Source organism: Halorubrum sp. Ea8, from assembly GCF_002252925.1.
Lineage (GTDB): Archaea > Halobacteriota > Halobacteria > Halobacteriales > Haloferacaceae > Halorubrum.
This window is the reverse complement of the sequence record NZ_NHPF01000068.1, coordinates 92,057-111,121: the sequence shown is the minus strand read 5'-3', so window position 1 is coordinate 111,121 and position 19,065 is coordinate 92,057. Positions and strand designations below refer to the sequence as shown.

The 19,065-nt window shown below is 69.6% G+C and carries 19 protein-coding genes; 12 read left to right on the top strand and 7 right to left on the bottom strand.

The features are described 5' to 3' along the window. Positions 1-31 precede the first annotated feature (31 nt). Positions 32-715, top strand: a complete 684-nt coding sequence (locus DJ74_RS06240; protein ID WP_094526687.1) for a PHP domain-containing protein — start codon at positions 32-34, stop codon at positions 713-715. Positions 716-721: 6 nt separating this feature from the next. Continuing rightward, on the top strand, positions 722-1,900 hold the full coding sequence (locus DJ74_RS06235; protein WP_094526686.1) for an asparagine synthase C-terminal domain-containing protein: 1,179 nt from the start codon (positions 722-724) through the stop codon (positions 1,898-1,900). Between the two features lie 404 nt (positions 1,901-2,304). Here the strand turns inward: DJ74_RS06235 and DJ74_RS06230 are convergent, their stop codons facing one another. Continuing rightward, entirely contained in the window at positions 2,305-3,063 is a 759-nt protein-coding gene (locus tag DJ74_RS06230) for a uracil-DNA glycosylase family protein (protein ID WP_094526685.1), read from the bottom strand. Between the two features lie 317 nt (positions 3,064-3,380). Between DJ74_RS06230 and DJ74_RS19075 the strand changes: the two genes are divergently transcribed. Together DJ74_RS19075 and psmB are read left to right on the top strand one after the other, a co-directional pair. Continuing rightward, positions 3,381-3,554 carry a hypothetical protein gene (locus tag DJ74_RS19075; RefSeq protein ID WP_170938344.1) on the top strand — a complete coding sequence of 58 codons (174 nt, stop codon included), beginning with the start codon at positions 3,381-3,383 and terminating at the stop codon, positions 3,552-3,554. Positions 3,555-3,802: 248 nt separating this feature from the next. Next, positions 3,803-4,534, top strand: coding sequence for an archaeal proteasome endopeptidase complex subunit beta (psmB, locus tag DJ74_RS06225; RefSeq protein WP_094524793.1), 732 nt, complete (start codon positions 3,803-3,805; stop codon positions 4,532-4,534). Between the two features lie 127 nt (positions 4,535-4,661). Here psmB and DJ74_RS06220 read toward each other — a convergent pair whose 3' ends face one another. Next, on the bottom strand, positions 4,662-5,414 hold the full coding sequence (locus DJ74_RS06220) for a protein sorting system archaetidylserine synthase (RefSeq protein WP_094524792.1): 753 nt from the start codon (positions 5,412-5,414) through the stop codon (positions 4,662-4,664). 102 nt (positions 5,415-5,516) lie between these two features. Beyond that, positions 5,517-6,560 carry a Brp/Blh family beta-carotene 15,15'-dioxygenase gene (locus tag DJ74_RS06215; RefSeq protein ID WP_094526684.1) on the bottom strand — a complete coding sequence of 348 codons (1,044 nt, stop codon included), beginning with the start codon at positions 6,558-6,560 and terminating at the stop codon, positions 5,517-5,519. Positions 6,561-6,679: 119 nt separating this feature from the next. On the opposite strand from DJ74_RS06215, the gene DJ74_RS06210 reads away from it, so the two are divergent. The 3 genes from DJ74_RS06210 to DJ74_RS06200 all read left to right on the top strand — a co-directional run bounded on the left by DJ74_RS06210 (position 6,680) and on the right by DJ74_RS06200 (position 10,362). Continuing rightward, a complete protein-coding gene (locus DJ74_RS06210) occupies positions 6,680-8,683 on the top strand; it encodes a bacterio-opsin activator domain-containing protein (protein WP_094524790.1) in 2,004 nt (667 codons plus the stop codon). Positions 8,684-8,698: 15 nt separating this feature from the next. Beyond that, entirely contained in the window at positions 8,699-9,139 is a 441-nt protein-coding gene (locus DJ74_RS06205) for an SRPBCC family protein (protein ID WP_094526683.1), read from the top strand. Between the two features lie 86 nt (positions 9,140-9,225). Next, on the top strand, positions 9,226-10,362 hold the full coding sequence (locus tag DJ74_RS06200) for an SPFH domain-containing protein (protein ID WP_094526682.1): 1,137 nt from the start codon (positions 9,226-9,228) through the stop codon (positions 10,360-10,362). A gap of 132 nt (positions 10,363-10,494) precedes the next feature. Here the strand turns inward: DJ74_RS06200 and DJ74_RS06195 are convergent, their stop codons facing one another. After that, on the bottom strand, positions 10,495-11,739 hold the full coding sequence (locus tag DJ74_RS06195) for an RNA-guided endonuclease TnpB family protein (RefSeq protein ID WP_094526681.1): 1,245 nt from the start codon (positions 11,737-11,739) through the stop codon (positions 10,495-10,497). Between the two features lie 277 nt (positions 11,740-12,016). On the opposite strand from DJ74_RS06195, the gene DJ74_RS06190 reads away from it, so the two are divergent. Beyond that, positions 12,017-12,625, top strand: coding sequence for a MarR family transcriptional regulator (locus DJ74_RS06190; protein WP_094526680.1), 609 nt, complete (start codon positions 12,017-12,019; stop codon positions 12,623-12,625). A gap of 73 nt (positions 12,626-12,698) precedes the next feature. Here DJ74_RS06190 and DJ74_RS06185 read toward each other — a convergent pair whose 3' ends face one another. The 3 genes from DJ74_RS06185 to DJ74_RS06175 all read right to left on the bottom strand — a co-directional run bounded on the left by DJ74_RS06185 (position 12,699) and on the right by DJ74_RS06175 (position 14,513). Beyond that, positions 12,699-12,953, bottom strand: a complete 255-nt coding sequence (locus DJ74_RS06185) for a hypothetical protein (protein WP_094525324.1) — start codon at positions 12,951-12,953, stop codon at positions 12,699-12,701. Between the two features lie 159 nt (positions 12,954-13,112). Continuing rightward, positions 13,113-13,667 (bottom strand): DUF84 family protein, encoded by a 555-nt coding sequence (locus tag DJ74_RS06180; protein WP_094526679.1) that lies wholly within the window; start codon positions 13,665-13,667, stop codon positions 13,113-13,115. Positions 13,668-13,730: 63 nt separating this feature from the next. Continuing rightward, the gene (locus tag DJ74_RS06175) at positions 13,731-14,513 is read right to left on the bottom strand and encodes a cobalamin-binding protein (RefSeq protein ID WP_094526678.1); all 783 of its coding nucleotides are present in this window, start codon (positions 14,511-14,513) and stop codon (positions 13,731-13,733) included. A gap of 236 nt (positions 14,514-14,749) precedes the next feature. Here DJ74_RS06175 and DJ74_RS06170 point away from each other — a divergent pair, with 236 nt between their 5' ends. The 4 genes from DJ74_RS06170 to DJ74_RS06155 all read left to right on the top strand — a co-directional run bounded on the left by DJ74_RS06170 (position 14,750) and on the right by DJ74_RS06155 (position 19,048). Continuing rightward, positions 14,750-15,724, top strand: a complete 975-nt coding sequence (locus DJ74_RS06170; RefSeq protein WP_012659836.1) for a transcription initiation factor IIB family protein — start codon at positions 14,750-14,752, stop codon at positions 15,722-15,724. A gap of 81 nt (positions 15,725-15,805) precedes the next feature. Continuing rightward, positions 15,806-16,510, top strand: coding sequence for a type I 3-dehydroquinate dehydratase (locus tag DJ74_RS06165; RefSeq protein WP_094526677.1), 705 nt, complete (start codon positions 15,806-15,808; stop codon positions 16,508-16,510). A 678-nt stretch (positions 16,511-17,188) separates the two neighbouring features. Continuing rightward, positions 17,189-18,151, top strand: coding sequence for a rhomboid family intramembrane serine protease (locus DJ74_RS06160; RefSeq protein ID WP_094526676.1), 963 nt, complete (start codon positions 17,189-17,191; stop codon positions 18,149-18,151). Then, complete coding sequence (locus DJ74_RS06155; RefSeq protein ID WP_094525329.1) at positions 18,152-19,048, top strand: endonuclease V; 897 nt, start codon at positions 18,152-18,154, stop codon at positions 19,046-19,048. Positions 19,049-19,065: the final 17 nt, after the last annotated feature.

Sequence of the window (19,065 nt, the reverse complement as noted above, 5' to 3'; positions counted from 1 at the left end):
GCTTTTTAAGACGACCGCCGAAGAAACGAGCGTGCTATCGGTCGAGCTCCACGCGCACTCCGCGCTGTCCTACGACGGCCGCGACCCGGTCGACCTCCTGTTGGAGCAGGCGGCCGCGGTCGGGCTGGACGCGCTCGCCGTCACGGACCACGACGAGATCGACGCCAGCATCGAGGCGGCCGAGAAGGCCCCCGAATACGGGCTCGTCGGCATCGTCGGCATGGAAGTGACCTGCGCGGTCGGTCACGTGCTCGCGTTCGGCATCGACGAGCGCGTCGAGAGCGGGCTCCCCTTCGACGAGACGCTCGACCGCATCCGCGATCAGGGCGGGATCGCGGTCGTCCCCCACCCCTTCCAGAAGTCCCGCCACGGCGTCGCCGCCCACATCACCGACGACCAGCTCGCCGGCGCCGACGCCATCGAGGTGTACAACTCCCGGCTGTTCACGGGGCGCTCGAACCGGCAGGCGGAGAAGTTCGCGATCCGGAACCGGCTCCCGATGACGGCCGGCAGCGACGCTCACATCTCGGAGATGGTCGGCCAGGCGGTGACCGAGGTCGGCGCCGACGAACACTCGGCCGACGCGATCCTCTCCGCGATCCGCGACGGTCGGACCAGCGTCGTCGGGAAACGGACCCCGTGGCGCATCTCGCTCCGCCAGTTCGGCGGCGGCGCGAAGCGCCGCGCGCTCCGCGCGCTCGACGCGCTGCGGTAGACCGCGATGGCAGAACTCCCCTCCGCCGACCTGCGCGGGACGTCGCCCGACCGCGTTCGCGACGCCCTCCGCGACGGCGATCCCCTCCCCGGCGGGCGCGGGTTCGCGGGCCGTCTCCTCGACGCGCCCGGCCGCGACGGGCCGGTCCTCGTCCGGGACGTCCTCGGGCGCCAGCCGCTGTTCGTCGAGCGCGAGGCGATCGATCCCGTGACCGCCGGCGCCCCGGCCGGCCACGGACCGACCGACCCGGACGCGTGGAGCTTCTCGCGGACCGCCCTCGACGACCCGACGCCGGTTCCGCCGGGGAGCGTCGCGTCCGCGACCGGGGTCGAACGCGTCTGGGCCCTCCCCGACGAGGCGCCGGCGGCCCCGGGTCCCGCGCAGGCGGCGGTCGACGACGCGGTCGACGCCGCGCTCGGTGGGCTCGAGGCCGAACCCGGCCGGCTCGCCGTCGCCTTTTCCGGCGGCGTCGACTCCGGGCTCGTCGCGGCCGGCGCCCCGGACGCGCCCTGCTACGTCGCCGGCTTCGAGGGGTGTCACGACGTCGCGGCCGCACGCGAGGCGGCCGCGGCGATGGACCGCGAGCTCCGCGTCGTGGAAATCACGCACGAGGAGCTACTGCGCGCCGTCCGGGCGGTCGCCGGCGTCACGGGACGTCGCAACCCGATGGACCTCGCGATCGCGGTGCCGCTGTACCTCGCGGCCGAGGCGGCCGCGGCCGACGGGGTCGATCGGCTCGCGGTCGGGCAGGGCGCGGACGAGCTGTTCGGCGGCTACAGCAAAGTCGTCGAGCCGGCGACGGACGACCGCGTCGACGCGGACACCGTCCGTGGCGCCCGGACCGAGACCGTCCGGACGCTACCGGCCCAGCTCGAACGCGACGTGCTCGCGCTCCGCGCGGCGGGGGTCGAACCGGTCGCGCCGCTGCTCGACGACCGCGTCGTCTCGGCCGCCCTCGCGCTGCCGGGCGAACTGCTCGCGAGCGACGGGGAACGGAAGGTCGCGCTCCGTCGGGCGGCGGCCGGACGCGTGCCGGAGTCGGTCCGGACGGCCGACAAGAAGGCGGTCCAGTACGGGACCTACGTCTCTCGGGAACTCGACCGCCTCGCCCGGCGGGCCGGGTTCAAGCGGCGCATGGACGACCACGTCGGCCGGTACCTCGAGGACCTGTTGGCGGGCGACTGACGCCGCTCGCGTCGTCGCTAACGGGACGACTCGACGGCGCGGGCGCTCCGCGACTGAGTTTTTTCGTCGGAAAACGGCCCGTGAGGGCCGCTGCTGACCAAGCCGCCGTATGGAGTACCAGTCCTACGGCCGACGCCCGATCGTTCGGGCGTCTGGTGACGAATAACGGGGACCGGTATAAAATTCGGGGAGTAGTGACAAATATGGCTGGCGCGGTAGAGGTATAGCTGACGATCGGGCACCGAATCGCCGCTCTCTATTCGGATGTGCCGATCCACACGTCGGAGGAGGGCCGAAACCGCACGCGTATCCGGCCGACGGTCGACGCGCGATCCGACGGTTGACGCGCGGTCCGACGGCCGACGCGCGGTCCGATCGACTCCGCCTGGGTCGGCGCGACTCGCTCACCGAACGAGGTACGGGTCGCTCCCCGCGATGAAGCGTCCGAGGTCGCTCTCGCGACGGAAGTCCGTCGACCGCAGCTCCCGGAGGGCGTCGACGAGCCGTTCGGCGTCGCCCGCCGCCCACTCGGCCGGGTCCTTGACCGGGAGGACGAGCCACCCGGAGCCGAGGAGCTCCTCGCCGTGGAGCGCGTCCATGTCGATCTCGGTCTTCCACGCCCGCGCCGTGTACTGCTCGAGGACGTGTGCGGTCGCCCGGGCGCCGACCGGGAGGAGGACGTGCGCGGCTATCGCGCGGAGTTCGGCGTCGAAGAAGCGCTCCATGTCGTCGTACGACGCTTCGGTCGGCTCGCCGTCGGGCACGCACATGTGGAGGTACGAGAAGTACGTGCGCTCGGTGCGGAGCGGTTCGAACTCCGCGTCTCCGTCCGATCGCCCCCCGTTCGCCGCGATCTCGTTACTCGTCGCCGGCGCGGCTTCGTCGCTCGTCGCCGGCGCGGTCCCATCGGTCCCGCTCGTACCGTCCGGCGCCGCGCCCTCGGCGATCCCCGCGAGCAGTCCCCCCTCGGTCAGCGCCGAGAGGAACGCCGGCGACCACGGCTCGCCGGTGAACGGGATTCCCGTCTCGACGCCGCCGTGGATGTCAGGGCGGTCGCCGACGACGTGGAAGTCGGCGTTGGCGTCGCCGTAACCGGGGACGAACGACCGGCAGTCCGGGCGCATCCCGAAGGGGTTGCGCGTCCGGTCCGTAACGTTCTGCACGTCTCTCCGTACGCGACGCCCCGGATAAATCCCGTTCGGTCCGCGGCCGGAACGGGGTCCGCCGCCGCGTCTCGACGACGGTCGCGGGGACCCCTTCGCCCCCCGGATGCGAGGCGCACGAGGTGCGATGGTTACTCGTAACTTATGGAAACGAGCGGGGTTCACACCGCCGTGGATATGCCGATCGTGACAGTCCGCCGATTATATTTCATAATCGTTAATCTATGATACGAAAACGCATGACTGCGTCGGGGTAGCCGGTCAGCACGCGCCGGAAAGTATTTATATACAACTCCGTTCCGGTCGTTCGAAGACCCATGTTCGACCGCATCCGCTCGGCGGCCATCTTCGGGATCCACCAGGCGACCGTCGCGATTGGTATCTCGCTGTTCCCGGTGGCCGTCTTCGCCCGCACGCGCCTCGGTATCAACGTCCCCGTCGGCCGACTCGTCGAGACCACCGGCGAGGTGTACGAGCGCGTCGAGGAGTAGGCGACCGTTTTCGACCCGGACCGTCCGTTCCCATCGCCGAGCGACGGCGCTCGCGTCGGTTCGGCCGCCCGTTCGTCCCCGCTCGCTCTCCGTCTCACGTTCCGCGGAGCCGTGGCCTCGTCGCGACGATCGACCGACTCGACCGCGACGCGCGGGCCGCGACGGCCCGCGACGAATATGCCCGTCGGAACCGGCGGGCGGTCCCCGAAGGGTTGCCTTTATCTGCGCGCCGGGCCAACGAAGGCGTAATGCGAACACCGACTGGCGACCTCTCCGAGGGGACGGCCGACGAGCTGGGCCGCGACCAGCCCGTCTTCGGACCCGAGCTCGGCGAGTTCGAACACAGCGAGCGCCGCGCGGCGCAGGCCGACGGCGAGGGCGAGATGAAGACCGGGACGACGACCGTCGGCATCAGGACCGCGGACGGCGTCGTGATGGCGACCGACATGCGCGCCTCCCTCGGCGGCATGGTCTCCTCGAAGGACGTCCAGAAGGTCGAGGAGATCCACCCCCGCGGCGCCCTCACAATCGCCGGCTCCGTCTCCGCCGCACAGAACCTCATCTCCACGCTCAAGGCCGAGACGAGCCTCTACGAGACCCGTCGCGGCCAGGACATGTCGATGGAGGCGTTGTCGACGCTCACCGGGAACCTCCTCCGGACGGGCGCGTTCTTCATCGTCCAGCCGATCCTCGGCGGCGTCGACGACGAGGGCGCCCACATCTACTCCATCGACGCCCTCGGCGGCACCACCGAGGAGGAGTACACCGTCACCGGCTCCGGCTCCCAGTACGCCCTCGGTGTCCTCGAACAGGAGTACCACGACGACGTCACCGTCGACGAGGCGAAGACCATCGCCGCGAAGGCGATCCAGTCCGCCGTCGAGCGCGACCTCGCGTCCGGCAACGGCATCAACGTCGCCGTCGTTACCGAGGACGGCGTCGACATCACCCGACACAAGGACTTCGACGACCTGTTGTAAGCCGCTCCGACGCCGACGCCTCGACGCCGTTTTTCCGTTCCCCGATCCGCGTTCGCCGAGCCGCCGGCTCGGTACGCACTCCGCGTCGTCGGGCATCCGCCCCGGCGACCTCGCGGCCCGCCGCGGGTCAGACCCCGCGTTCGTCCGCGTCGTCGGGGGGTGACCGGATCCCGTCGCCCCAGTAGAACCGCGGGCCGAGGAGGAGGTAGCCGCACGCCAGGAAGAGGAGCGCGAACGCGAATCCCTCGCCGATCCACGCCGGGAGAGCGTCGGTCAACATGTGTCCGGCCGGAGTGAGGATGACGGCGGCCTGCACGACGCCCATCACGAGCGCGTCCTGCGCGTGGAGGTCCGGGTACGTGACCGTCGTCCCCATGAGGAGCGCGAACGCGGCGGTCGCCGCGATCAGGACGCTCGGGTCGGTGTAGCCGGCGATCACCGCGGCCGCGAGGATCGTCGCCGCCAGCGTGGTCGGCACGCCGACCGTCTCGCGGGCGTCGCTGTCGTACGCGGTGTACAGCCCGAGCCGGGCGACCGCCGTCGCGACGAACAGGGCGCCGGCGCCGACGCCGACGGCGACGAAGACGGGGTCGCTCGCGAACGACGCCGCGTCGAGGACGACGACCGCGACGAGGGTCGCCGGCGCGACGCCGAACGAGGCCACGTCGGCCAGCGAGTCGAGGTACGGCCCCGCGTCGGTCGAGCCGCGGTGTCTCGCGACCACCCCGTCGAGCCCGTCGGCGACGGCGGCGAGCAGCACCAGCCGGGCGGCGAGCTCGAGGTCGACGGCCGCCGCGACGACGGCGAGGAAGCCGACGGCCGCGTTCGCCACCGTCACCGCGTCCGCGAGCCCGAGCCGCTCGACGAACCGGAAACGCATACCGGATCGGTCGACGAGCCGGGTTTTAGTGCTTGTTATCTGTCGAGCGACCGGGCCGCAGACGCCGGGTCGCGGCCGGTCGAGACGCGTGCGGCCGTCGGCTCAGGGAACGTACCAGATCCCCCGTCCGAAGTCGAGCCACTCGCCGACGACGACGTGCGGGAGCGCGATGATACAGACGAAGATCGTGTAGAAGGCGACCGCCCCCGGCAGCAGCGAGCCGCCGGCGAGCGGGTTCGGCGCGACCAGCCACAGCGCGCTCGCGACCGATGCGGTCACGAGCGCGCCGACCACGAGCACGCCCCACGCCATCACGACGGAGACGCCTTCGGTCCGACTCGGCCGCGCCTCCTCGACGACCATGCTCCGGGCGGACTGCCGCAGCGAGTACCACAGCGGGAAGTAGAGCCCGATGGCGATCACCACGGGCACGAAGACGAAGTAGCCGACGAGCAGCAGCGTCTCGGCGGCGTCGAGCACCCACGACCGCGTGACGCCCCCGCCCGTCGCGAGCCCGCCGCCGAGGTGGAGGAGGACGCCGAGCCCGTAGGCCGCGCCCAGCGCCGTGGTGAACGCCTCCGGCGAGCTCGCTGCGGGACCGACGAGCGACCCGTCGAACACGTTCAGCATGTAGCCGGTGAAGCCGTAGAACGTCTCCGTCCACGCGACGGCCGGGACGATCATCACGGCGCCGCCGCGGACGAGGGCGGCGAGCGCGCGCTGCGGCCGCGAGACGAGGTGGTCGGTGCCGACGAGCGCGTCCATCACGTGGAGGTCGCCGTGCCCCCCCTTCGCGACCGCCGTGCCGAACGCGAGCGCGAGCGCCGGCATCGGGGCGACGACGAACAGCCCCACGAAGCCGACGACGAACGCGAGGTACAGCCCCACGTAGCGCGCGCCGAAGGGGAGCCCGCGGCGCCGGAGGTTCGAGAAGTGCTCGTACCCGCCGTGCGGGAGGTTCAGCGCGACCATCCCGACGAGGTACACGAGCATCTGCGTCCGGAGGCTCGGTTCGGTGCCGGTCGCGTACACGCCGGCGAACGCGACGGTGAGGACCAGTAGCGCGGCGCGCGAGGCGTCGATAGCGGTCCGTTCCGGTTCTCCGAAAAGTCGGCGACGGGCGCGGCTCACGGCTCGCGTGGACATGTCCGCATGTACGGGTCCGAGCGTGTTGTGTGCACGCCGAAATTATGGAGTCTTTTAAGTAACCCGGTCATCCTTCGCCGGTATCAAACCTTAATTCCTCGGCCGACGAAAGGCATCCTATGCCGGGTTCTCGGGCCCTTTTGGTCCATCCGGAGGAGGGGAGCGATCGAATCACGTCGGCGCTCGGCGCCGCGGGGTTCGACGTTACGACGGTCAACAACGCCACCGCCGCGGTGGCGAAGGTGACCACTGGCGAGTACGACTGCATCGTGAGCGAGTACTCCCTGCCGGGCGACGACGGTCTCGCGCTGGCGGAGGCGATCGAGGAGTCCGACGCTCGGATTCCGGTCGTGATGTTCTCCGCGGTGGAGGACGAGGAAGTGTTGGAGGCCGCCTTCGAGAGCGGCGTCGACGAGTTCCTCCACAAGAACGGCTCCGCGTCGATCGATCGCCTGGTGACCGACGTCTCGACGGTCTGCTCCGCGGAGGGCGCGCCGGGCGCCAAGCAGGACGTCTCGGGGCACGAGCCCAGCGTGGAGGAGGTCAGCCGCGCAGTGAGCGAGGCGCCCGTCGGGGTCAGTCTCAGCGACCCCGAACTGCCCGACTACCCGCTCGTGTACGTCAACGACGCGTGGGAAGATCACACGGGGTATCCGACCGAGGAGGCCATCGGTCGGAACCCCCGCTTCCTACAGGGTCCCGGGACGGACCCCGAGACGGTCGAACGGCTCTCGAGCGCGATCTCGGCGGAGGAGCAGATCACCGTCGAGATCCGGAACTACCGACGGGACGGAACCCCCTTCTGGAACGAGCTGACGGTCGCCCCGGTGTACGACGCCGACGGCGACCTGGCCCACTACGTCGGGTTCCAGAACGACGTCACCGACCGCAAGCGCGCGGAGCAGCTCGCGGAGGAGCGCGCGGAGAAGCTCGCCACGGAGCGACAGGCCCTCGACCGTGTCCTCGGCCGGGTGAACGGACTGCTCAGCGAAATCAGCAGGATACTCGTCGAGAGCCGGGACTCGGAGACGATCGCCGAGCGCGTCTGCGAGGAGATCGCCGACGAGCCGGGATACATGGGCGGCTGGATCGCGGAGGTCTCGTCGGCGACGGGGCGGCTGGACGTGACCGCGGCGAGCGGGATCTCGCTCGAGGCGGGAGCGTCGTTCTCCCTCGACGAGACGCCGCCGGAAGTCAGAGAGGCGATCGAGACCGAGGAGGTCCACGGGCGGGCCGCCGGGAGCGGCTCGGACGGCCGGCTCGCACCGAGCGCGGTCGGCGCGCCCCGTCTCCTCGTCGTCCCGATCACGTACGGCCACCGGCGGTACGGCCTCCTCGGCATCTACAGCAGCGAGGGGAACGCCCTCGACCGGCGCGAGCGGAAGGTGTGCGAGTCGGTCGGGAAGATGATCGCCAACGGGCTCCACTCGGTGGAGACGACCCGCATCCTCACGACCGACCGCGTCGTGGAGCTCCGGGTCGCGATCGGGGACCCCTCGTTCTCGCTCTCGCGGGTCGCCGCCGCGCTCGGCGGGGAGATCGAACACCTCGGCACCACGCGCCTCGACGACGACGCCTGCGAGCTGTACCTCAGGGCGTCGGACCCGACCGAGGACGTGAGCGAGGTCGAGGCGCTTCCGTTCGTCGAGTCGGCCCGGCTGGTTTCGGAGACGAACGGCGACGTCACGATCGCCGTGACCGCCACCCAGTCGCCGCCGCTGACGCGGCTCGCGGAGTACGGCGGCGTCGTCGTCGAGGCCACCGCCGACGCGACGAGCGCGAGCATCACCATCGAGGCGCCGCCAGAGCAGGACGTACGCGGGATGCTCGACGTGTTCCGCGCGGAGTACGAGAGCGTCGAGCTCCGCTCCCGCGTCGAGCGCGAGAGTCGCGACCGGAGCCTGACGGAGTTCGCGGCGGCCGTCGACGACCGCCTCACCGACCGCCAGCGGTCGGCGCTGAAGACGGCCGAGCTGAACGGGTACTTCGAGTGGCCCCGCCCGGTCGACGGCTCCGAGATCGCCGAGCGGATGGGGATCACCCGACAGACGTTCCACCAGCACCTCCGGGCGGCCGAGCGCAAGCTCGTCGAGGCGTACGTCGACCCGCGCTCGCGGAACTGAACACCGGTTCGCTCCATGTTCAGCGCACGCGACTCCGCCGATATCGACGCCGACCCGCAGTCCGTCTTCGACTTCCTCGACGACCCGCACAACCACGCCGCCGTCACGCCCCGCCTCGAAGCCGTCAGGGACGTCGAGCGGCTCCCGAACGGCGGGAAGCGTCTGGCGTACACCTACCGGATGGCGGGCCTCGGAATCGACGGGGAGATCGTCCAGACGGTCCACGAACCGACCGAGCGAATGACATTCGAGCTCCGCGGTCGGCTGACGGGCGCGATCGACCTGACGTTCGAGCCGACGGACGGCGGGACGAGACTGACGTACGCGGCGGAGTACGACCTCCCGGAGAACGCGCTGACCTCCCTCGGAGAGCCCGTGGTCCGGCGGTTCAACGAGCGGCAGGTGCGGGCGACCCTCGACGCCGTCGCGGAGCGGTTCGAGGCGGACGGGGCGTGACCCGCGGCCGCGACTTGCGCCAGAATCGGCGGAACGAGCCCTCACGTGGGCGAAGTATTAAGAACGGGATGGCCTAAGTTCGGGGTATGGACCCGACTCCCCTCCAATCCGGTTTCGGCTTCGGCCTGGTGAGCATCGGCCTACTCTTCTTGTTGCTGGTGGTCATCACGCTCTGGCAGTCGTTCGAGATCGTCGACGCCTACGAGAAGAAGACGCTCACGGTGTTCGGCGAGTACCGGAAGCTGCTGGAACCGGGTATCAACCTCATCCCGCCGTTCGTCTCCCGGACGTACGCGTTCGACATGCGGACGCAGACGCTCGACGTTCCCCGCCAGGAGGCGATCACGCGGGACAACTCGCCGGTGACGGCGGACGCGGTCGTCTACATCAAGGTGATGGACGCGAAGAAGGCGTTCCTCGAGGTGGACGACTACAAGAAGGCGGTCTCGAACCTCGCGCAGACCACGCTCCGGGCCGTCCTCGGCGACATGGAGCTCGACGACACGCTGAACAAGCGCCAGGAGATCAACGCGAAGATCCGGAAGGAGCTGGACGAGCCGACCGACGAGTGGGGGATCCGCGTCGAGAGCGTCGAGGTCCGTGAGGTCAACCCCTCGAAGGACGTCCAGCAGGCGATGGAGCAGCAGACCTCCGCCGAGCGCCGCCGCCGCGCGATGATCCTCGAGGCGCAGGGGGAACGCCGCTCGGCGGTCGAGCAGGCCGAGGGTGACAAGCAGTCGAACATCATCCGGGCGCAGGGGGAAAAGCAGAGCCAGATCCTCGAGGCGCAGGGGGACGCGATCTCGACGGTCCTCCGGGCGCGGTCCGCGGAGTCGATGGGCGAGCGCGCCATCATCGAGCGCGGGATGGAGACGCTCGAAGAGATCGGCAAGGGCGAATCGACGACGTTCGTCCTCCCGCAGGAGCTCACCAGCCTCGTCGGCCGCTACGGCAAGGCACTCTCCGGCTCCGACGTTCAGGACATGGAGGGGCTCGAGGGACAGGAGTTCGACGACGACACCCGCAAGATGCTCGGGCTCGACGACATCGACGAGATCCTCGGGCAGATCGAGGAGTCCGCCGAGATGGACGTCGAGGAGCTGGAGAAGGAGGCCGAAGCGGTCAAGGCCGGCGGCGCCGGCGCGGACATCAAGTCCGCGGACGAGGTCATTCAGGAGATGGACGAGGAGCCAGTCGACGAAGAGGTCGAGCGCGAGACGTAAACTACCCCACCCTACTCCCTCGGCGCTCCGCGCCTCGGTCCTTGAGGGTGTCGTCAGAACGTGCCGCGTTCTGACTGCTAACCAGAAATCAGAGATTTCTGGTGATGAGACTTTGATGTAGACTCCCGGCAATCAGTCGCCAGCAATAGGCTGGTGACTCTCACCGTTCAACGTCCCACCATTCACACGCACGTCTACTTGTGCGTCTCCGCTCCCCGACTTGGGCGAGGAACGGAGTCTGTGTGTCCGCTTTCGAGCGTGCCGTAGCCCGATATTCTTTGCGCCGTTGTAATCCGCGTTCACCTCATACCCACACTTCTGGCATTCAAACTGTTCTCCATGGCGGTTATTCTCGTGCGTGAACCCACAGTCCGTCCGAGAACAGCGTTGGGATGTGTGGCTCGGCTCGACCTGTTCCACGGAGACACTCTGTTTAGGGGCTTTGTAGGAGACGTACTCAAACAAGCGTCGGAACGCCCAGACGTGGTGCCACTCTGCCTGTGGAAGTCGTTCTCGAATGTCGCTCAAGTCTTCGAACGCGATCACGTCGCAGTCGTGTTCGACGGCTTCCGAGACGAGTTCGTTGGCGATCGTGTGGATATACTGTTTGCGCCAGGCTTCTTCACGCTTCCCGAGGCGAAGCAGGGCCTTGTGTGCGGCCTGCGTGCCGCGCCGTTGCATCTCGCCACGTCGCTTCTCGAACTCACGACACCAGTGGTCGTAGTCGTCCCCCTGCCAAAACGTGCCGGTTGAGGACACAGCGAGGCTATTGACGCCGAGGTCGATACCGAGGACAGTTTGGTCGGAGTGCCCGGTATCTTCCGAAACCCCATCACCGTCTGTCCGTCGCATCGAAATGTTGAGATAGAACTCGTCAGTGGCCGTGTCGTACCGAAGCGTACTCTCGCGGAACTCGTAGTTCTCGGAGAGTACGTACCGCTCGTAGGGCGTCGGACTGTCTGCCGGGAGAACGAACGACGGTTCGACTCGGCCCTCAACAGTTGCCAGCGACACCTTGTTCCGGTAGAAGGTTGCGTTCCGGGTGTCGTAGTCCATCGTTTCGGCGGTGAACGTCGGTTGAGAGACGCGCTGTCCCTTTTTCCACCGTTCGACACACGCTTTGACCGCTTCGACAGCGCGTTTGATAGCGGCTTGGACAAGTTGGGCCTGTAGGTCTGTCTCCTCTCGAAGTTCGGAATAGAGCGCGTCACGAACCTCTCGCTTGTTGGTCTTACACTCGGTGTAGGAGGTGTCGGACCAACAGTAGTCGGCGGTTCGGTTCGCGCAGTACAGGTACTGCTCGGCGGTTCGGTGGAGTGCGTCGCGTTGCTCGTCGGAAACGGCGAGTTTCACGACGGCGGTTCGACGCACATCCATGTTTTCAGAGGGTACCCGACGGTAGTTATAGACACGGGAATCGGTCGGTCGCAGTGTGGCGGTTGTGTCGTACCATGTCGGTTTCTTCCCCGACCTACTCGCTCACTCCGTTCGCTCCTTGAGGTCGGGGGCTCCACCTCGAAAATCCTGATCGGCCGCGACGCCGATACCGCCGTCGCCAGCGATACGTATCTCCCGTATCGCCGCCCGAACGACCGGATATTCTGACGCTGCCCCGAACGAAGTGCTTTTGTCGCGCGGCCGACTATCCTCTCGCGTGACTGATGGGTTCGACGGGCGGAAGCGCGAGACGCTCCGGCGGTTCGCCGCCATCGGAGCCGCCGCGCCCTTCGTCGGGACCGCGAGCGCCGACGGCGGCGACGACGCCAACGAGACCCGCGAGGCGATCCGCGGCTACGTGCCGACGACCCCCGGCGCCCACTTCTCGAAGCTCCGCGACGACCTCAGGCTCGGGACCGGCGAGGCGCAGTACCACCTCCGGAAGCTGGAGGAGGCGGGCGAGATCGAGTCGACGAAGGACGCCGACTACCGCCGGTACTTCCCGTCGGGTCGGTTCGACGACCTCGACAAGCGAGCGCTCGGGTACCTCCGACGGGACACGCCCCGCGGGATGGTGCTCGCGCTGTTGCGCGACCCGGACGCGACGGGAGCGGAGCTCGCGGCCGCGCTGGACGTGTCGCGGCCGACGATCAGCGCCGCGGCCGGCGCGCTCGACGACGCCGGCTTGCTCGACCGGACCGACGGCTACGTGCTGACCGAGCCGGAACGGCTGCTCACGCTCGTGGTCCGATACGCCGACTCGTTCGACGCCGACGCCGTCGCGTTCGCCGACGACGCAGCCGAAATCGTCGCTTACGACCCGTAATCGACTGCCCGTAGTCGACGGGCTGTAGCCGACAACCGTAGCCGACGATGCTATTCTCCGACCCTTCCCGCCTCTACTCCGTCACCATCCACGTCGTGCCGGAGGAGTACCCCCACTTCTCGACATCGATGTCGGCGGCCGCCTCGGCGACGGCGCCCATGTTCGCGCCGACCTCCTTCGCGGAGAGGTCGAGGTCGTCGGCGATCAGCCGCGACTTGAAGTACGTCCGGTCGCCGGCGTTCTCGCGCAGGTAGCGCAGGATCCGCGCCTGCTTCGCGGAGAGGCCGGCGGGTTCGACGACGACGGCGTCCGATTGGACCGTGCTCATACCCGATACAGGCGACGTCCGCCCATAAGCGGGTTGGTAGACCCGGTTAACACGCCGCAGTCGGGTGATTCGTCCCCGAAAAAAGACCGTCGACCACCGGACCGGTCCCCGGTTTCGGTACGAAAACCGAACGCCGCGGGACCGAGACCCGTCGCCGACTCAGTACAGGTCGGACACGAACGGGCCGAGCGCCCCCGCCACCGCCGTCGCCAACGCGTCGGCGCGGTCGACCCGGCCGGCCGTCAGCGCCCCGGCGGCGCCGCCGCGTTTCGCGACGCCGGTCGTGTCGAGCACGTCGTCCATCACGGGACCGAGCTCCTCGCCGCCGGCTATCCGCGCGCTAACGTCCGCGGGGAGCGCGACGCTCGGTCCGCTCCCGCGGCCCATCTGCGACCCGTCGTCGATCGCCGCCCACATGACGAGGAACAGCTCCTCGGCGCCGTCGAACCGCGCCACGCCGCCCTCGATCCCGACGCCGAGGTCGTACGCGCCCGCGTCGAGGACCGTCTCGGCGCGGTTCTCCGCGCCGGCGATAGTCTCTGCGTGACCGGTCGGCTGCTCGCTCACTCCGGACGGAACGGGGACCGACTCGACCGCGACGGTCGTCGGGTCCGGGGAGCGCTCGGCGGCGAGGTCCCGCCCCCGCGACGACTCGAGGACCCGTTCGACCGCGCGCCGCTTCACCGGGTTGCCGCTGCCGACGCCGACTCGCATACCGGCGGTTGGGCGACGGAGTACGAATAGCCGTCGGGTCGGCGCCGCGGGTCGGTGCCGCGGCTACGACGTCGACCCCGGGAACGCCTCCGGGTGGAACAGTTCGGCCAGTCGCTCGACGCCGTCGATCAGCGCCGGGCTCGGCTGGTTCAGGAGGGAGTCGTCGATCACGTGAACGGGCGCGTCGACGGTCCAGTCGCGCTCCGCGACGCTCGCGGGGTCGACCCGGTCGCCGTGCCCGCAGACGTGGACGACGAGGTGGTCGGGATCGGCCGCCTCGACGCTCGCGAGAGTGACCTCGCGGGAGCGCTCGCCCGGGTCGACGAACGGGTAGCCGCCCCCCGCGGCGCGCACGGCGTCGGGCACCCAGTTGCCGGCGGCCATCGGCGGGTCCGACCACTCCTCGCAGTACACCGTCGGTCGGGGGCGGTCCGCGACCGCCTCGGCGACTCGATCGAGCCGCCCGCGGGCCTCCGCGGCGAGCCGCTCTCCCGCCTCCGGCCGCCCCACGTCGGCGCCGCGGGCGGCGAACGCCTCGACCGCCTCGCCGAGCGTCGCCGGCTCGCGGTGGCGGACGTCGAAGCCGCGCTCGCGACACGCGTCGGCGAGGTCGGTCTGAAGCCCGTCGCTCGTGAGGACGACGTCCGGATCGAGGTCGGCGACGCGGTCGAGGTCGGGGTTCAGCCACCCGCCGACGGCGAGCGGGGACTCCCTCCCGTGCGCCGACCCCGCATCCGCGGGCGGGTCGCAGTGGTGGGTGACGCCGACGAGCGCGTCGGCGGCGCCGAGAGCGGTCACGGTCGCGGTCGCGCTCGGGGCCAGCGAGACGACGCGGGGCGCGGTCATGATCGCCGACTCGGGGCGCCGACGGCCCAAGCGTTTCGGTCGGTGCGAAGCCCGCGGTGCGTCGGCCGACGGTCGGTCAGGATCGGCGGTCGTGTCGCACCTCGAAAACACGTGATAGATCGTGTCCTTTCGTCGGGTTTCCGGCGACACGTTCCGGTCGTTTTAAGTTCGGTTCTACCGTCTATCGGGCAAGATCGCTCTCGGACCGTGTTCAGTTACCGAGAGAGGGTTTAGCCATGAGTGAACGATTACACACGCGGGGGAGTCGCTCCCGAACTGAGACCGACGAGAAGGAATCGGAACAGACCGACGAGACGCTGAGCTGTCCGGAGTGCGACGGCAACGTCATCAACGACGAGGAGCACGGCGAGAGCGTCTGCGCCGACTGCGGGCTCGTCGTCGAGGCCGACTCGGTGGACCGCGGGCCGGAGTGGCGCGCGTTCGACTCCCGCGAGAAGGACGAGAAGAGCCGCGTCGGCGCCCCGACGACCAACACGATGCACGACAAGGGGCTCTCGACGAACATCGACTGGCGCGACAAGGACGCGTACGGACGGTCGCTCGGCGCGCGTCAGCGCCAGAAGATGCAGCGGCTCCGCAAGTGGAACGAGCGGTTCCGCACCCGCGACTCGAAGGAGCGCAACCTGAAGCAGGCGCTCGGCGAGATCGACCGCATGGCCAGCGCGCAGGGGCTCCCGGACAACGTCCGCGAGACCGCCTCCGTCATCTACCGCCGCGCGCTCGACGAGGACCTGCTCCCCGGCCGCTCCATCGAGGGCGTCTCCACCTCCTGCGTGTACGCCGCCGCCCGGATGGCCGGCGTCCCGCGCAGCCTCGACGAGATCGCCGACGTCTCCCGCGTCGAGAAGGCCGAGATCGCCCGGACGTACCGCTACGTCGTCCGCGAGCTCAAGCTCGAAGTGAAGCCCGCCGACCCCGAGCAGTACGTCCCCCGGTTCGCCTCCGACCTGGAGCTCTCCGAGGAGTCCGAGATGCGCGCGAAGAGCCTCCTGCGCAACGCCAAGGAGAAGGGCGTCCACTCCGGCAAGTCGCCGGTCGGCCTCGCGGCCGCCGCCGTCTACGCCGCCGCCCTCCTCACCAACGAGAAGACGACGCAGGCCGCCGTCAGCGAGGTCGCCGACATCAGCGAGGTCACCATCCGGAACCGGTACCACGAGCTGTTGGAGGCCGAGGACGGCCTCGTCGCGTAAGGCTCTCGCGTCCTCCGTTTCTGCGGCCCGTTCTCGACGCGCACGCACACAGCTAAGTCCCCGGCCGCGGAACGCCCTGGTATGTTCGAAGAGTTCGTCCTGACCGCGAGCACGGCCGACCTCTCCGAGGAGCCGCGCGCCCGCGAGCACGCCGACGCCGTGGAGTTCCGGATGGACCTCGCGGACGCCCCGCTCGTCCAGCTCGATGCCTACGACGGCGAGCTCCCGCTTCTCGTCACGAACCGCGCGTCGTGGGAGGGCGGCGAGGCAGAGGACGTGGCACGGTACGACGAGCTCTCGACCGCGCTCGGAGACGACGCGGTCGCCGCGGTCGACGTCGAGCTCGCGGCGCTCCGCGGGAACGCGCCCCAGGGAGCGCAGTCGCACGCGACCGCGCTTCGCGACACGGCCCGCGAGGAGGGGGTCAGCGTCGTCGTCTCCGTCCACGACTTCGAGTCGACGCCGGAGCCGGCCGCGCTCGTCGACCTGCTCGCCGACGCGGCGAGCGAGGGCGACGTCGGGAAGCTGGCAACGACCGCGACCGCCCCTCGGGACGCGCTCGCGATGATCGAGGCGACCCACGAGGCGACCGCGGCCGGCCACCGCGTCGCGACGATGTGCATGGGCGAGCCCGGCCGTCACACCCGCGCCGTCACCCCGATCTACGGCTCGAAGATCGGCTACGCGCCCGTCGACCCCGCGAACGCGACCGCGCCCGGGCAGTACCCGCTCGCGACGCTCCGCGGCCTCGTCGACGGACTGCGTGGCGACGACGTGGACGGGTAGATCACTCATAAACGGTAGATCACTCATAAACCAACCAGCGGCGGCGCGTGCCGGCGAGCGCCCGACGGGCGCGAGTCGCACGCGCGAGGTCGCCGGCGGCGTCGCCACCGGCTGCCAGAGAGACCTCCGGTCTCTCGCTGGAGTCGGTCGCCCGAGCGAAGCGATGGGCGACCGGCGAGGCTGGGGAGGCGTGAGGTGCGGTGCTGTGCGGGGCGGGACTCAAGCGGGCAGTCGCGAGGACGACGCCTGACGACGCGAGCACTGGAAGGAGCGAGCACCGCGAGCGACTGAAGCGCGTGGTTCGAAACGGCGGAGCCGTTTCGTCATCGCCGGAAATCAGAGATTCCCGGCTGGCAGTCAGAACGCAGGGCGTTCTGACGACATCACGAAAGGCGCTCCGCGCCTTTCGAACGACAGCGAGTCACGCGAGTCCTCGCGGCCGGGGCTTTGGAGGCGTTTGGTGTGGGGTCGTCGAAGACGTATCGCCGAGCGGCTCGGGCTTTGGCGGTGTCCACCGCGTCAGCGACGGTTTATATGCAAACAGCCGGTACTAGGTCGGTGTTCTCGGGTGAAACCCGTTCTCGTTCTTATAAATAGCCGTCCTGCTCACGAATCGTTTTCCCGCCCACCACGTCTGAGAGCCAAACCGCTTTAGGAAGGCCCCCGTAAGTAGAGGTAATGGCGACGTGCGACGTGTGTGGGGAGTACGAGAACCTCCCGTATCAGTGTAAGCGGTGCGGACAGACGTTCTGCGCCGAACACCGTCTGCCGGAGAACCACAACTGTCCGGGCCTCTCCGAGTGGAACGACCCGGGCGGGGTGTTCGACAGCGGCTTCGACGAGAGCGTCGAGGCCGGCGGATCGAGCGCCTCCGGCGGCGAGTCCGCGGGCGTCGCGGACCGCGTCAAGCGCCGCATCGACCGCGAGACGAGCACCGGCGGCCTGGTGAGCTACTTTCGGGGCAACGCCACGTACGCCCTGTTGGCGGCGATGTGGATCACCTTCCTCGCGCAGTGGGTCGTGACGCTCACCCTCGGCGACGCCGCCCACAGTCAGATCTTCGTCCTCCGGTCGGACGCGATCGGTCGCGTCTGGACGTGGGTGACGTCCGTGCTATCGCACTCCCGACTCCAGCTGTTCCACATCATCGGCAACAGCATCGTGATCCTGTTCTTCGGCCCGCTCGTCGAGCGCGCGGTCGGCTCGCGCCGCTTCGTGGCGTTCTTCTTCGGCGCGGGGATCCTCGCCGGCCTCGGCCACGTCCTGTTCGCGGTCGCGACCGGCGCGCCGACGACGGGCGTGCTCGGGGCCAGCGGCGCCGGCTTCGCAATCTTAGGCGTGCTCACCGTGTGGCGGCCGAACATGCAGGTGCTCCTCTTCTTCGTCATCCCGATGAAGATCAAGTACCTCACGTGGGGGATCGCCCTGATTTCGGCGGTGCTCGTGATCCAGAGCGGCACGGGCGGCGTCGGCGGCATCGCGCACCTCGCGCACCTGATCGGGTTCGCGATCGGCCTCGCGTTCGGGAAGCGCAACGAGAGCCTCGCGCGGTCCGCGGGCGGTCCCGGCGGGACGAACATGGGAGGCGTGCGCGGCCCGCGCGGTCCCGGTGGTCCGGGCGGTCCCGGCGGGCGATTTTAAATGGCCCCACCGGAGCGGTCGCCGGTCGATCCCGACGCCGTCGCGCGCCCTGAGTTCCTCCCGGACCCCGCGCTCTCCCGTGCCGAGATGGAGTCGCTCCAGCGCGACCTGGCCGCGACGGCGACGTTCGCGGACGACCACGGCATCGACCCGACCGCGGTCGCGATCGACGAGCCCGCGGATCTGACCGAGGGGCTTCCGGACGCGCGCCAGGAGTCGCTCCCGGGTACGCACCGAGACGCCGGCGATCCCGACGCGCCGGTCGTCGTCGGCGTCGATCAGGCGTTCCTGACCCCGGACGACGGCGAGGACAGAGCGGTCTCGGCCGCGGTCGCGATCCGTGACGGCGCCGTGATCGAGTACGCGAGCGCGACCACGCCGCTCTCGATCCCGTACGTTCCGGGTCTCCTCGCGTTTCGCGAGGGGGAGCCGATGCTGGCCGCGCTCGACGCGTTAGACGCCGAGCCGGACCTGTTGGTCTGCGACGGCTCCGGCCGGATCCACTTCCGGGAGGCCGGCGTCGCGACCCACGTCGGCGTCCTGCTCGACGTCCCGAGCGTCGGCGTCGCGAAGCGCCTGCTGTGCGGCGAGCCCGAATCGACGACGGAGGAGCGGCCCGAGGGGTGGCGGACGCCGATCCGCGCGGACGACTCGGTGGAGACGATCGAGAGGGGCGCCGACGCGGGCGACGTCGCCCCCGTTATCGGTCACGCATTTCAGTCGCGGCAGTACCCGAACAGCCGCCGCGTGAATCCCCTGTACGTGAGCTCCGGACACCGGGTCTCGGCCGAGACGACCGTCGAACTCGTCGACGCGCTGTGCGCGGGGTACAAGCTCCCCGAGCCGACCCGGCTCGCGGACGCGTACGCGGACGCCGTAAAGAGCGAGTCCGACTGATCAAACAGCGAGTCCGA

What these genes read in the sequence shown, in the direction of transcription:
- DJ74_RS06235 (WP_094526686.1), top strand. Translation starts at nt 722, where the DNA reads ATGGCAGAACTCCCCTCCGCCGACCTGCGCGGGACGTCGCCCGACCGC.
- DJ74_RS19075 (WP_170938344.1), top strand. Translation starts at nt 3,381, where the DNA reads ATGTTCGACCGCATCCGCTCGGCGGCCATCTTCGGGATCCACCAGGCG.
- psmB (WP_094524793.1), top strand. Translation starts at nt 3,803, where the DNA reads ATGCGAACACCGACTGGCGACCTCTCCGAGGGGACGGCCGACGAGCTG.
- DJ74_RS06220 (WP_094524792.1), bottom strand. Translation starts at nt 5,414, where the DNA reads ATGCGTTTCCGGTTCGTCGAGCGGCTCGGGCTCGCGGACGCGGTGACG.
- DJ74_RS06215 (WP_094526684.1), bottom strand. Translation starts at nt 6,560, where the DNA reads ATGTCCACGCGAGCCGTGAGCCGCGCCCGTCGCCGACTTTTCGGAGAA.
- DJ74_RS06210 (WP_094524790.1), top strand. Translation starts at nt 6,680, where the DNA reads ATGCCGGGTTCTCGGGCCCTTTTGGTCCATCCGGAGGAGGGGAGCGAT.
- DJ74_RS06205 (WP_094526683.1), top strand. Translation starts at nt 8,699, where the DNA reads ATGTTCAGCGCACGCGACTCCGCCGATATCGACGCCGACCCGCAGTCC.
- DJ74_RS06200 (WP_094526682.1), top strand. Translation starts at nt 9,226, where the DNA reads ATGGACCCGACTCCCCTCCAATCCGGTTTCGGCTTCGGCCTGGTGAGC.
- DJ74_RS06195 (WP_094526681.1), bottom strand. Translation starts at nt 11,739, where the DNA reads ATGGATGTGCGTCGAACCGCCGTCGTGAAACTCGCCGTTTCCGACGAG.
- DJ74_RS06185 (WP_094525324.1), bottom strand. Translation starts at nt 12,953, where the DNA reads ATGAGCACGGTCCAATCGGACGCCGTCGTCGTCGAACCCGCCGGCCTC.
- DJ74_RS06180 (WP_094526679.1), bottom strand. Translation starts at nt 13,667, where the DNA reads ATGCGAGTCGGCGTCGGCAGCGGCAACCCGGTGAAGCGGCGCGCGGTC.
- DJ74_RS06175 (WP_094526678.1), bottom strand. Translation starts at nt 14,513, where the DNA reads ATGACCGCGCCCCGCGTCGTCTCGCTGGCCCCGAGCGCGACCGCGACC.
- DJ74_RS06170 (WP_012659836.1), top strand. Translation starts at nt 14,750, where the DNA reads ATGAGTGAACGATTACACACGCGGGGGAGTCGCTCCCGAACTGAGACC.
- DJ74_RS06165 (WP_094526677.1), top strand. Translation starts at nt 15,806, where the DNA reads ATGTTCGAAGAGTTCGTCCTGACCGCGAGCACGGCCGACCTCTCCGAG.
- DJ74_RS06160 (WP_094526676.1), top strand. Translation starts at nt 17,189, where the DNA reads ATGGCGACGTGCGACGTGTGTGGGGAGTACGAGAACCTCCCGTATCAG.
- DJ74_RS06155 (WP_094525329.1), top strand. Translation starts at nt 18,152, where the DNA reads ATGGCCCCACCGGAGCGGTCGCCGGTCGATCCCGACGCCGTCGCGCGC.